We start from the raw sequence: 12,575 nt of genomic DNA, 5'->3' as shown, positions 1-12,575 counted from the left end.
AAGTGACTTATATTTTAAGCCACTCGTGGCGTTGCTCGTGAGGCCCTGCGACGAGCCGAATCCCAGATGGCAAGCGGAGCACCGTAGACCGGAGGAGAGCGAAGTCGTCGCGACATACGTATACCCACTGCCAGACGCACAATCGCGTAATCCTGCCCGCACAGACCCACACACGTCGGCCACTTCGGCGAGCACCCTAGCCGTGTGATGCGCCGAACCTACGCTGGGGCTCTCCACGGTGCCAGCGGTTGAACTGAGAGGAAGACATCGATGTCACACCCAGAAGAAGGCCGCCCGAATATCGTCATCATCCTGGTCGACGATATGGGCTATTCCGACATTGGCTGCTTCGGAGGCGAGATCGAAACGCCAAACATCGACTCACTCGCTGCCGATGGGGTCGCGCTGTCGCAGTTCTACAACACCGCGCGGTGCTCGCCGTCCCGCGCGTCCCTGCTCACCGGGCTGCACCCGCATCAGACAGGCGTGGGTATCCTCAACTACGACGACTCCCCCGAGGGCTACCCCGGCAATCTCAACACCAACTGTCTCACTATCGCGGAAGCCCTTCGCCCCTCGGGGTACCGCAGCTACATTTCGGGTAAGTGGCATCTCGCCAGCGATATCCACGCCCCGAGCGACGCCTGGCCGACCCGGCGCGGGTTCGACCGCTTCTACGGCACGCTCGAGGGAGCTGGAAGCTATTTCCAGCCGCGGACGCTCACACGCGATGAGACCAACATCGAGCACGAAAGCAATGAGCCCGATTTCTACTACACCGACGCAATCAGCGACAATGCCATCGAATTTCTCGACGATCACAGCGCCTCACACCCCGACGACCCCTTCTTTCTCTACGTCGCATACACGGCCCCGCACTGGCCGCTGCACGCCAGGCAAGAGGACATCGACAAGTATCAGGGCCGCTTTTCCGCGGGCTGGGACACGCTGCGGGCGGAGCGAATGGAGCGTCTGAGGAGCCTCGGTGTGCTCGGCGGCGATTGGCCTTTGAGCGACCGCCACCGGCGGGTGCCCAGCTGGGAGGACACGGATTCGCAGGACTGGGAGGCAAGCCGAATGGCGGCCTACGCCGCCCAGGTCGACCGGATGGATCAGGGAGTCGGCCGGGTTCTTGACAGGATCGATGAGCTCGGCGCGCGCGAGAACACGCTCGTCTTTTTCCTCTCGGACAACGGCAGCGACCCCTCCGCCATTCCGCCTGAGATCGCTGAGGACTTCGTGCGCCTCTACGTCAAATACGACGACACCACCCGCGACGGTCGCCCCGTTCGGCTCGGGAGCTCACCGTCGGTCACCCCAGGCGGCGAGGACACCTATTCCGGCTATGGGCCAGGCTGGGCAAACCTCTGCAACACCCCGTTTCGCGAGTTCAAAACGCTCATCCACGAGGGCGGCATTTCGACGCCCATGCTCGTTCGGTGGCCAAGGAAGTTTCAGGGCGGCGCAGTGCGCCACCAACCGCACCAGCTCATCGACGTCGCTCCGACGGTCTTCGACGCGGCAGGAATTGGCGCCCCACCGACCGTGGCCGGCCGAACTCCCCTCCCCTACCCCGGCGTGAGCATGATGGACACGATCCTGTCAGACGCGCAGAGCGCGGACCGGCTGCTGTACTGGGAGCACGAGGGGAACTGTGGAGTGCGAAGGGGCGAGTGGAAAATCGTCCGCAAATACAATCAGGCGTGGGAGCTCTACAACATGGAGAGCGACCGCACCGAGCTCACCGATCTGGCTGCCGAACACCCCGACCTCGTCGCCGAGCTCGAGGAGGCCTACGAGCGTTGGGCCGCTGCCTCAGGGGTCATCCCCCGCGAGCATGTCTTGGAACTCTTCGAGAAGCGCGGGTACGCGGGCCGGGTGCCTGACTGAGGGGTCGCAGCCGACCGGCGCATCACAAATCCGACATGTGGGTCACGACCAAGGTGATCCACGAACCGGCGAGGATGAGCGGGCCGGCCGCGACCTGGTCGCGGCCGAGAATGAGCGCGACGAGAACCAGCACGACCACCCCGGCAAGGAGAAGCAACACAAACACGAGGAAGCCTGCCACCCAGACGGACTCTGCAACGCCCCACACAGCCGCGTATGCCGCCACGGGTATGAGTTTGAGGTCGCCGCCCCCAACGACACCGCGCATGCGAAACCACAGCAGGAACACGAAGACTGTCGCGACCCCAGCGCTCAGCAGCGCAGCGAGCGCGCTGATCCCGTCGCCACGGAAGTGCCCCGCAACGAGGAGAAGCGGAACTGTCCAGAGCGTCGCCCAGGCGATCAGGCCGTTCGGCAGTGTATGCGTGCGAACGTCAACAGCGGCGAGCACGAGCGAAAAGAATCCAAAGCCCGCGTATGCGACCACAGCGAGCAGCCACCCGAAGATGTCAGCGCTGCCCGGGAGCGCCTCCCCGCGCACCCACGATCCCCCGTCGGCAGCCGGGAAGGGGAACAGAAACGCAAACAGCACCGCTCCCCCGATGGCCCCGAGCGCGCCAGCGATGAGGTCTTCGAGCTTCACCGCGGCAGGGAATACTCCAAAGCTAGTCTGCGATGACTTCGGTTCCAATGCCCTGCTCCGTGAAAATCTCGAGCAGCACCGAGTGTGGTTCCCGCCCGTCGATGATCGCGGCCTTGGGCACCCCGCCTTGCACAGCGTCGAGGCAGGCACGCATCTTGGGGATCATTCCCGATTCAAGTGACGGCAGCAGCGCTTCGAGGTCCGACGCGGTGATGGACGAGACCAGCGAGTCGCGGTTCGGCCAATCCGAGTAGAGCCCCGCAACATCGGTGAGGATCACGAGCTTCTCTGCGCCAAGAGCCGAGGCGAGTGCGGAGGCCGCAGCGTCCGCGTTCACGTTGAGCGATTCCCCCGGCCGATCCGCGTCGGGCGCGATCGAGGAGACCACGGGGATGAGCCCTGCGTCGAGGACCGCGAGCAGCGACTCTGGCCGGACCCCGACGATGTCTCCAACCCGGCCGAGATCCACGAGCGCACCATCGACCTCGATGGGCGGCCGCCTGCGACCGATAAACAGCCCGGCGTCCTCCCCTGTCGTGCCAGATGCGAGAGGGCCGTGCGCGTTGATCTCATCGACGAGCTCAGGGTTGACTTTGCCCGTGAGCACCATGCGCACGACGTCCATTGTCTCGGGAGTAGTGACCCGGTAGCCGCCCTCGAACCTGCTCTCGATACCGAGCCGGTCAAGCATTCGATTGATCTGCGGGCCGCCACCGTGCACGATCACCGGGCGAATGCCAGTGTGCCGCAGATACACGACGTCCTCGGCAAACGCCGTGAGCAGGGCGTCGTCGACCATGGCGTTGCCGCCGAATTTAATCACCATGATGGCGTCGCGGAACTTCTTGAGCCACGGAAGCGACTCAATAAGCACTGCCGCCTTCTCTGCAGCCTGGCCCCGTTCGAGGGGCGTGCTGACGTGCGTCATAGGGGTTCCTAGCTCGAGTAGGCGGAGTTCTCGTGCACGTAGTCGTGCGTGAGGTCGTTCGTGCGAACCGTCGCCGCGAAGCTCCCAGCGAACAGTTCAATCTCGACGTGCGTCTTGCGCGGGGTGAGGTCGCACTCGTCGATCGGGCGGTCCGGCGCCCCAGCGTGGCAGAGCCGCACGCCGTTGAAGCTCACGTCTACGGCGTAGGGGTCGAAGGCGGCGTCGGTGGTGCCGATCGCGGCGAGCACGCGACCCCAGTTCGGGTCGTTGCCGAAGATCGCTGCTTTGAATAGGTTGTTGCGTGCAACCGAGCGCCCGACCTCTAGCGCGTCCTCGACGCTTGCTGCGCCGCGCACCTCAATGTCGATGTCGTGGCTCGCGCCCTCGGCGTCTGCCTGCAGCTGCGCAGCGAGCGAGTCACACACGCCGGCAAGCGCCGCGGCGAATTCGTTCTCCTCCGGTGCCACTCCTGAGGAGCCACTCGCCAGCAGGGTGACCTGGTCGTTGGTTGACATACAGCCGTCGGAGTCAAGTCGGTCGAAGCTCACCGCGGTCGCCCGGCGCAGCGCAGCATCGAGCTCGTCGCTGTCGAGCAGTGCGTCGGTGGTGATAACGACGAGCATCGTTGCGAGGCCGGGAGCGAGCATACCTGCGCCCTTCGCCATCGCACCGATCGTCCAGCCGGTTCCCTCGTGGATCGCAGTCTTCTCGACCGAGTCGGTGGTGAGAATCGCCGCGGGCGCCGTTGTATCGTCTGCGGCGAGCGCAGACACGAGCACCGGGACGTTGGTGACGATCTTGTCGCGGAACGCCTGATCACCGGTTCCAATGAGGCCTGTGGAGCAGACGAGCACGCGTTCGGCGCCCTCCTCGACCGTGTCGGCTGGCACCTGCTCCTCGCCTGTCGCCTGCGCTGCGAGTTCGTGCGCGACTGCCTCCGCGGTGAGGCGGGTCGTCTCGTAACCGAAGTCCCCCGTGAAGCAGTTCGCGCCTCCCGAGTTGAGGATCACGGCGCGGGCAGGGCCGTTCTGGGCGACCTTGCGGCTCCACAGGATGGGGTTTGCCTGCGCCCGGTTCGATGTGAACACCACTGCGCTCGCCGGAGCTGGTCCGTCGTTCACGACGAGCGCGAGGTCGGGCTTGCCCGTGCTCTTGAGCCCTACGGTGATTCCGGCTGAGCGGAACCCTGCTGGGGTAGTTACGGTCACGGTGCGACTCCATTCACGCTCAGGCCGGTGGCCTCGGGGATACCTAGGGCAATGTTCGCCGATTGGATCGCGGCGCCAGCCGTGCCCTTGGCGAGGTTGTCGACGGCGGCGACGATCACGACACGGCCTGCTGCCTCATCGATCGCGACTCCCATGAGGCAGGTATTCGCGCCGACGGTGTCTGCCGTGCGCGGGTAGAAGCCCTCTGGCAGCACGTGAACGAAGGTCTCATCGGCGTATGCGCGCTCCCACGCGGCGCGCACGTCGGCGGCGCTCGTGCCAGGGACGATGCGGGCCGTCGTTGTTGCGAGGATCCCGCGGCTCATCGGCACGAGAACTGGTGTGAAGCTCAGCGTCGGCTCTTCGGTCGCGCCAGCGCCGCGGAGCGCCTGCTGGATCTCGGGGATGTGCCTGTGCGTGCCGCCTACGGCGTAGGGGTTTGCGGTGCCCATGAGCTCGGCCCCGAGCAGATGCGTGTGCGCTGCTTTCCCCGCCCCCGATGGCCCGACCGCGAGCACGGTGACGATGTCGGTCGCCTCGATCACGCCGGCGGCGATACCGGGTGCGAGCGAGAGCGCGACGGTTGACGCATTGCAGCCAGGTGCGGCAATGCGGGTTGCCCCGATGAGCTGCTCGCGTTGTCGAGCGGGCAGCGCGGAGGCTTCGCCGCCTGCGACGATGAGCTCCGGGACCCCGTAGGTCCACGGCTCGTTGAATTCGCCGCCGTAGAACGCCGTCCAGTCGGCTTCGCTGGTGAGTCGGTGGTCCGCGCCGCAGTCGATCGCGAGGCGGACGTTCTTCAGCTGGGCTGTGAGCGCACCCGATGCACCGTGCGGCAGCGCGAAGAACACAACATCGTGGCCGTCGAGCACTTCTGGCGTCGTCTCCTGCAGCGTGAGGTGCGCGAGCGATCGCAGGTGTGGCTGCGATGCGATGAGTGGTTTTCCGGCGTTTGAGTGCCCGGTCACCGTTCGAATATCAAACTCCGGGTGATCCGCAAGCAAGCGCAGCAGCTCGCCTCCCGCATACCCGCTCGCCCCGGCGACCGCCACACTGTACGTCATCGACTCCTCTTTCTCGCGCACCTCTATTCTGGCACCATGTCCAGCGCTGGGCTGACCGCAGCGCGGTCCAGGCGCGCGACCCAGCGCGTTCGGTCGCTGAACGCGACCCGTTAGCGGCTAGCGGTGCTTGAAGTTCGCCTCACGCTTCTCTGCGAATGCGCGCATCCCCTCCGTCTGGTCCTCAGTGGCGAAGAGCGCCGCGAACGCGATCTGCTCGACCCTGAGGCCTTCCGAAAGCGAAGACTCCTCTGCCGCCTGCAGTGCGTTCTTCGCAGCCTTCACCGCTGGGAGCGGCTTCGACGCGATGAGCTCCGCGGTCTGCTTCGCGACGTCAAGCAGTTCAGCGGCCGGTACCACCCGCGACACGAGCCCCGACCGTTCGGCCTCTTCCGCGTCCATCATGCGGCCAGTGAGCACCATGTCGGCGGCCTTGTACTTGCCGATCGCGCGCGGCAGGCGCTGAGTGCCGCCGAAGCCGGGGATCACGCCGAGGTTGATCTCGGGCTGGCCAAACTTCGCGTTATCGCCAGCGAGAATGATGTCGCACATCATCGCAAGTTCGCACCCGCCACCGAGCGCGAAACCCGACACAGCGGCGATGGTCGGCGTGAGCATGCGCTCGAGGCCGTCCCATGACGGGAACACGCCACCGGCGAGCACGTCAGCGTACTCGAGGTCAAGCATTGCCTTAATGTCTGCGCCAGCGGCAAACGCACGCTCTGAGCCCGTGATGATGATCGCGCCGATGTTGGGATCAGCGTCGAACCCGGCTGCTGCCGAGACGAGCTCCGTGATCAGCGTGTTACTCAGCGCGTTGAGCGCCTCAGGGCGGTTCAGCGTGATCGTCGCAACGCGGCCGTGCGTTTCGGTGATGATTGCGGTGTACTCGGTCTGCTCTGACATCTCTACTCCATCTCTGGGCATTGCTAGTACCCCCACGCTATCGCGTGCAACGAGAACACGCTCGCCACTTTCCACAGGGCTGTCGTCCGTGCACCGTTCCACGCGTCAGGGCCTCGCACAGGCGTCAGTCAGAGCTCTGCGATCACAATCTTCTTCATCGCCATCAGCTTGTCGTAAGACCCGCTCCCCGCCATGAGTTCGCCCATGTTCGCTGGCACAATCTGCCAGCTCACCCCGAACTCGTCTGCGAGCCAGCCGCACTGCTCGGCCTCTGGCACGAATGACAGCCCTTCCCACAGCGCGTCGATCTCGGACTGGTCCACGCAGTTCACCTGGAGCGAGACCCCGCAGCTAAAGCCGTGGTCGGTTCCCGACCCATTGTCAGACGCCATGAACCACTGCTCGCCAATGCGGAACTCTCCGAACGCGAGGGCCTCTGGCGTCGCGTCACCCATCGCCTGGCCATAGGGAGACTGGAAGCCGACCGCCGCTCCCCCTGGAACGTGCGCGAAGAGTTCGACGTAGCGGGCCGCCGCCTCCGCCGCGCGGTTCTGCGCGGGCCCGTCGAACATGAGCGCAGGGATGATGAGCGGGCGCGGATCCCCCTCCGGGCGCGTGAGCATCAGCTGCCAGCTCACCCCGAAGCGATCCTGCACCCAACCGTAATGAGCTGCGAACGGATACTCCCCGAGCGGCATCATCACGAAACCGTCCGTTGAAAGCGCCCCCCAGAGCGCGTCGAGACGGCGCCTAGCCTCGGCGGCATCGCCACCGAACATGAGCGGGTCGAAATTCACCATGAACGAGATCGAAGGGTTTGGGGAGAACTCTGGGCCCGCGTTGACGAGTGCGAGCTGGGTGCCCTCGACGGTGACATCAACGACGAGCGCCTCCCCCGCGAAGTCCAGCTGGAAATCGAGCAGACCCTCGCTCGGATAGCGCGCCGAAACCGTGGACTCGGCGCTGAGCCCAGCACCGTTGAAGGCCGCGGCGTAGAAGCTGCCTGCCTCCTCGGCCGTGCGATTACACCAGATATTGGGCACGATCTTCTGCGTCATGACATCACCGGGCTTCCCTTGCGCGTATGTGTTGGTGCGGCACACACTACTCCGGTGCTGGCGCTGACGGTAGGGCGAGCGTTGGCGCGCGACCGGCCGCCCTCGTGCGCCCGGTGCCCGGTGCCCGCCGCCTGGTGCCCGCCGCCCGCCGCCCGGTGCCCGCCCACCGGTGCCGTGCAGGGCGCCCGGCGTCTCGCTTCCCCGTAGCCGGTTGGCCTCCTCCTGGAAGCCTGCCCTCAGCGAGCGCCGGCGGCCAGCCAGTCCTCGTAACTCACGCTGTCGATGTCGACGTCGGGCCCGGGAAGGCAACCGCCCGCGCGCACCGCGCGGCCGAACTTTCCTGGAAGCGGGATTTCGATGACTGACTGGGTGAGCCCGTGGGTCTCGAATGCCATTCGTCCCAGATCGGCGAGCCACAGTTCGTCAGGCCCAGCGAGATCCCGCACGTTCCCCTGGGGAGAACCGCTCGCGAGTTCCAACAAACGCTTGGCTACTGAGGCTGCTGCCACGGGCTGGGTGCGCATCTTCGTGATGAACGTCCAACGCCCAACGGAAACGGAGCTCTGCTCGGCGAACTCGAAGAGCTGAGTGGCTCGTAGCAAGCTCCACGGCAGCGGGCCAGACTCGACGAGCTGCTCCTGAAGCGCTTTCCCAGAGTAGTAGCCGAAGGGATGTGCGGCGGCGCCAACGATCGAGAGGGCAACGTAGTGTTGCACGCCGGCCTCTGCGCCGGCCCGCAGCAGCTTCTCGGTGACGGCACCGAAGAATTCGCGCGAGCCGGAGAGCTTGCCGATGGCGGAGACGTCGATCACCGCGTCGACACCAGACAGGTCAAGCGGGTCTGCGCTCGTGAGGTCGGTCGCTACGAGGGTGAGGATTCCAGGCGTTGGGGTTGCAGGATCCGGAATATCCGATGGTTCTCCTGGAACTGCGGAGCGCGCGCCTGCCGCGTCCTCAGCCGCGTCCCGCGCGTGCGGGTTGCGTGCAAGGGCGAGCACGTCGTTGCCGGCGCCAAGCGCCAGGCGCACGAGGTGTGTGCCAACGGTTCCGGTACTTCCAGCGATCGCGATACGCATGGGGCCTCCGTCTTCGGGGCATCCCGGCTGGCGGGCTCGCCCGCCGGGGTTACGCCCCCAACGATACTCCTGGCCCTTGACCGACGAGCGGCTCGGCCAGTGAGCGGCGGGGCCGGAGTGCGTGGCGAGGTGTGGTGTAGAACGGCCCTGCCGTTCTACACCACACCCGGCCGCAGGCGGAGCGAGCGCACGCTAGTCGCGCAGCTTCGCCCCAAACGCAGCCTCGGCCGCGGCGACACCGGCGAGCTTCGCCTCGCTCGCCTCCTCGGCTTTCAGCGTGCGGTCGCTCGCGCGGAAACGCAGCGCGAACGTCAGCGCGCGCTGGCCCTCTTCGATGCCCTGGCCACGGTAGTCGGCGACGATGTGCGCGTGTTCGAGCAGCTCGCCCGCGCCAGCGACGACCGTCGACAGCACGTCGGCTGCAGGGATGTCACGCGAAACAACGAGCGTGAGATCCTGCGTCGCGGCAGGGTAGCCCGAGAGGTTCGCGGTCGCGGGCTCGCGCGGGGCGAGCTCCATGACGCGCTCGAGGTCGAGCTCGAAGGCGGCGACGCGGCCGGGCAGGTGGTACTCGGCGACGAGCTCCGGAAGCAGCTCACCGGCGACACCGACAACCTCACCAGCGACGACGAGCTCGGCGGTGCGGCCAGGGTGGAATGCGCGGTGCGCTCCCTGGCGAACGGTGAGCTCAGCGGAGAGAGCGCCGGCGGTGATGCGCGCCGCGTCGATCGCGTCAGCCCAGTCGTACTCGCGGCCTGGCTCCCCCGGCTGCTTCTCGATGGCGTCGCCGATGAGCAGTGCTGCTGCGGTGTGGGGCTGAGCTGGGATCGATGCATTGAGCTCGGCAAGCACCTCAGCGGAGGGGCGCGCTGCGAGCGGCGGCACGGCAGTGGTGCCCAGCTCATTCGGTGCTACGACGGGCTGGAAGACACGACCGAACTCGACGATCGCGAGGTCGGTGAGACCGCGCGAAACGTTGCGCTGTGCAGCGGTCACGAGACCAGGCAGGAGCGAGCGCCGCATGAACGGGCTCTCACTGTCGAGCGCGTTCGCGAGGCGGATCGCCGCGATCGATGCCGATCCGTCTTCGGCAGACAGCTCGGACCCGGCGCCGAAGGCATCAAGCTGTGCTCGAGAGACAAACGGGTAACTCTGCACCTCGTCGAATCCGGCTGCGGTGATCACGTTCGCGGCGCGCCTGCGAAGCCGCTGCGAGCGCGTGAGGCCGCGACCCGGTGGCGCAACAGGCAGCACCGACGGGATGCGGTCGTAGCCGATGATGCGAGCTGCTTCCTCCACAAGATCGGCCGTCCGCGTGAGGTCGGAGCGCCAGCTCGGCGCGGTCACCAGCAGCGTAGGCACCTGAGCGTCGGCGTCAGTAACTGTGCAGCCGATCATTTCGAGAGCGCCACGCACTTCAGCGTCGCTGTAATCGGTGCCGAGGAGGCCGTTCACCCTGGCAAGGGGAAGGAGCACTGGTGTCTGCGACCAGGGGGCGACAAGGTCGCTCCCGAGCGAGTCGGCTGTGCCGCCAGCGAGCTTGACGAGCAGTTCGACCATGCGGTCGGCAGCGGCTTGGGCGACAAGCGGGTCAACACCGCGCTCGAAGCGCTTCGAAGCTTCGCTCGGAAGCTTGTGCCTGCGCTGCGTACGCGCAATCGAAATGGTATCGAACGTCGCGGCCTCGATGAGCACGTCGGTGGTGTCGTCGCCGACCTTCGTTGATTCGCCACCCATGACGCCTGCGAGCCCAATGGGGCCCGACGAGTCGGTGATGAGGAGGTCTTCGACGTGCAGCTTGCGTTCCTGGCCGTCGAGGGTGAGCAGCGTCTCTCCTGCACGGGCGCGGCGCACGGTGATTCCGCCCTTGAGCTTTGCGAGGTCGTAGGTGTGCAGTGGGTTGCCGAGCTCGAGCATCACGTAGTTCGAGATGTCAACGGGGAGCGAGAGCGCGCGGATGCCGGCGAGCTGCAGGCGCGACACCATCCAGGCCGGTGTCGGCTTGGTCGCATCGATGCCGCGCACGACGCGCGTGACGAAGCCCGTTGCGCCGTCGCGGCCGCGGATCGGCGCATCATCGGCAAGTGTGACCTCGAAACCGCTCGCTGGCGCAACTTCACGCACAGCAGGGTCGGTGAATTCCGCACCGCTCGCGTGCGAGTACTCGCGTGCAACGCCGCGCAGGGAGAACGCGTAGCCGCGGTCGGGCGTGACGTTAATCTCGACCGCGGTGTCGTCGAGCCCGAGGAGAGCGAGCGCGTCTGCGCCGACCTCAGGGTCGAGCCCAAGCCGCGACAACACGATGATGCCGTCGTGGTCCTCACCGAGCGTGAGTTCGCGCGCTGACGCGATCATGCCGTCGGAGACGTGACCGTACGTCTTGCGGGCAGCGATCTTGAAATCGCCAGGCAGCACGGCGCCTGGCAGGGTCACGACGACCTTGTCGCCTGGACCGAAGTTGTGCGCGCCGCAGACAATGCCGCGCACGTCTTCGCCGCCGTCGGCAGCGGTTTCGCCCTCCGGCGCAACGCGCACCTGGCACCAGTTGATGGTCTTGCCGTTTGACTGGGGCTCGGGCTCTGCCGAGAGCACGAGACCTACGACAACGGGGCCTGAGATGTCGAAGCGGCGAACCGACTCCTCCTCGAAGCCGACGCGCACGAGCTGCGCATGAACGTCCTCGGGGGTGCTGTTTGCGGGCAGCGAGACGAACTCGCCGAGCCAGCTGAGTGGGATCCGCATTAGACGAGGCCTCCGAACTGTGCGTTGAAACGAATGTCGCCCTCAACCATGTCGCGCATGTCGTTGAGGTCGTTGCGGAACTGGAGCGTGCGCTCAATTCCCATGCCGAAGGCGAAGCCCTGGAACTCCTCGGGGTCGATCCCTGCCGCGCTCAGCACGTTGGGGTCGACCATGCCGCAGCCGCCCCACTCGACCCAGCGCGCGCCGCCCTTGGCGTTCGGCTGCCAGACGTCCATCTCGGCGGACGGCTCGGTGAACGGGAAGAAGTTCGGGCGCAGACGAATCTTCGCCTCGGCGCCGAACATCTGGCGCGCGAAGTGCTCGAGCGTGCCGCGCAGGTGTGCCATCGTGAGCCCGCGATCGATCGCGATGCCCTCGATCTGGTTAAAGACGGGGGTGTGTGTCGCGTCGAGCTCGTCGGTACGGAACGTGCGCCCAGGAGCGACAACGTATACCGGAAGCTCCCTGTCGAGCAGGGAACGGATCTGCACTGGCGACGTGTGCGTGCGCAGCAGCAGGTGACGGTCGGCTGGGTCGATGAAGAAGGTGTCTTGCATCGCGCGCGCCGGGTGATCGGGGTCGAAGCCGAGCGCGTCGAAGTTGAACCACTCGTGTTCGATCTCGGGCCCCTCCGCGATCTCCCAGCCCATGCCGATGAAGATGTCGCCGACCTCTTCCTTGAGCTGTTCGAGGGGATGCCTGGTGCCCGCGCGGCGGCGCACGGGCGCCTGCGTCACGTCGACGGTCTCCGCGACAAGCCTCGCTTCAGCCTCTGCGGCTGCAAGCTCGCCCTCGCGGCTCTTAAACGCACCCTCGAGGCGGCCACGGGCCTGGCCCATAAGCTTGCCGGTCTCTGCCTTCTCCTCCTTGGGAACCTCGCGCATGAGCGCGTTGAGCTTGGCGATGGCGGATTCGTCGCCGACATGCTCGGTTCTCGCGGTTTTCAGGGCCGAGACGGAGTCGGCCGCGGTAAACGCGGCGAGAGCTTCGGCTACGGCGGCGTTGACCGCTTCCTGCGAAATCGGGTTGGGGTTCGTGGTGTTGTCTGACACGAGGGTCAAGT

General features: G+C 66.2%; 10 protein-coding genes. 1 reads left to right on the top strand and 9 read right to left on the bottom strand.

Annotated features, from left to right (window positions below; genetic code table 11):
* Positions 1-270 precede the first annotated feature (270 nt).
* Complete coding sequence (locus SD72_RS00600; protein ID WP_042542489.1) at positions 271-1,890, top strand: sulfatase-like hydrolase/transferase; 1,620 nt, start codon at positions 271-273, stop codon at positions 1,888-1,890.
* A 22-nt stretch (positions 1,891-1,912) separates the two neighbouring features.
* Here the strand turns inward: SD72_RS00600 and SD72_RS00595 are convergent, their stop codons facing one another.
* From SD72_RS00595 to pheS, 9 genes are all read right to left on the bottom strand, one after another.
* Positions 1,913-2,533 carry a prepilin peptidase gene (locus tag SD72_RS00595; protein WP_042542488.1) on the bottom strand — a complete coding sequence of 207 codons (621 nt, stop codon included), beginning with the start codon at positions 2,531-2,533 and terminating at the stop codon, positions 1,913-1,915.
* Positions 2,534-2,555: 22 nt separating this feature from the next.
* Positions 2,556-3,461 (bottom strand): acetylglutamate kinase, encoded by a 906-nt coding sequence (argB, locus tag SD72_RS00590; protein WP_042542487.1) that lies wholly within the window; start codon positions 3,459-3,461, stop codon positions 2,556-2,558.
* An 8-nt stretch (positions 3,462-3,469) separates the two neighbouring features.
* A complete protein-coding gene (gene argJ, locus SD72_RS00585) occupies positions 3,470-4,669 on the bottom strand; it encodes a bifunctional glutamate N-acetyltransferase/amino-acid acetyltransferase ArgJ (RefSeq protein ID WP_042542486.1) in 1,200 nt (399 codons plus the stop codon).
* Positions 4,666-5,733, bottom strand: a complete 1,068-nt coding sequence (argC, locus tag SD72_RS00580) for an N-acetyl-gamma-glutamyl-phosphate reductase (protein ID WP_042542485.1) — start codon at positions 5,731-5,733, stop codon at positions 4,666-4,668. The genes argJ and argC overlap by 4 nt, the downstream gene beginning before the upstream one ends.
* 117 nt (positions 5,734-5,850) lie before the next feature.
* Positions 5,851-6,636 (bottom strand): enoyl-CoA hydratase-related protein, encoded by a 786-nt coding sequence (locus tag SD72_RS00575; RefSeq protein WP_042542484.1) that lies wholly within the window; start codon positions 6,634-6,636, stop codon positions 5,851-5,853.
* 128 nt (positions 6,637-6,764) lie between these two features.
* The gene (locus SD72_RS00570; RefSeq protein ID WP_042542483.1) at positions 6,765-7,694 is read right to left on the bottom strand and encodes a VOC family protein; all 930 of its coding nucleotides are present in this window, start codon (positions 7,692-7,694) and stop codon (positions 6,765-6,767) included.
* Between the two features lie 236 nt (positions 7,695-7,930).
* The gene (locus SD72_RS00565; RefSeq protein ID WP_042542482.1) at positions 7,931-8,770 is read right to left on the bottom strand and encodes an SDR family oxidoreductase; all 840 of its coding nucleotides are present in this window, start codon (positions 8,768-8,770) and stop codon (positions 7,931-7,933) included.
* A gap of 192 nt (positions 8,771-8,962) precedes the next feature.
* Entirely contained in the window at positions 8,963-11,512 is a 2,550-nt protein-coding gene (pheT, locus tag SD72_RS00560; RefSeq protein WP_042542481.1) for a phenylalanine--tRNA ligase subunit beta, read from the bottom strand.
* A complete protein-coding gene (pheS, locus tag SD72_RS00555; RefSeq protein WP_042542675.1) occupies positions 11,512-12,564 on the bottom strand; it encodes a phenylalanine--tRNA ligase subunit alpha in 1,053 nt (350 codons plus the stop codon). Before pheS ends, pheT begins: the two co-directional genes overlap by 1 nt.
* Between the last annotated feature and the right edge of the window lie 11 nt (positions 12,565-12,575).

Source organism: Leucobacter komagatae (assembly GCF_000834055.1).
Lineage (GTDB): Bacteria > Actinomycetota > Actinomycetes > Actinomycetales > Microbacteriaceae > Leucobacter > Leucobacter komagatae_A.
This window is presented reverse-complemented; position numbering and strand designations above follow the sequence as displayed.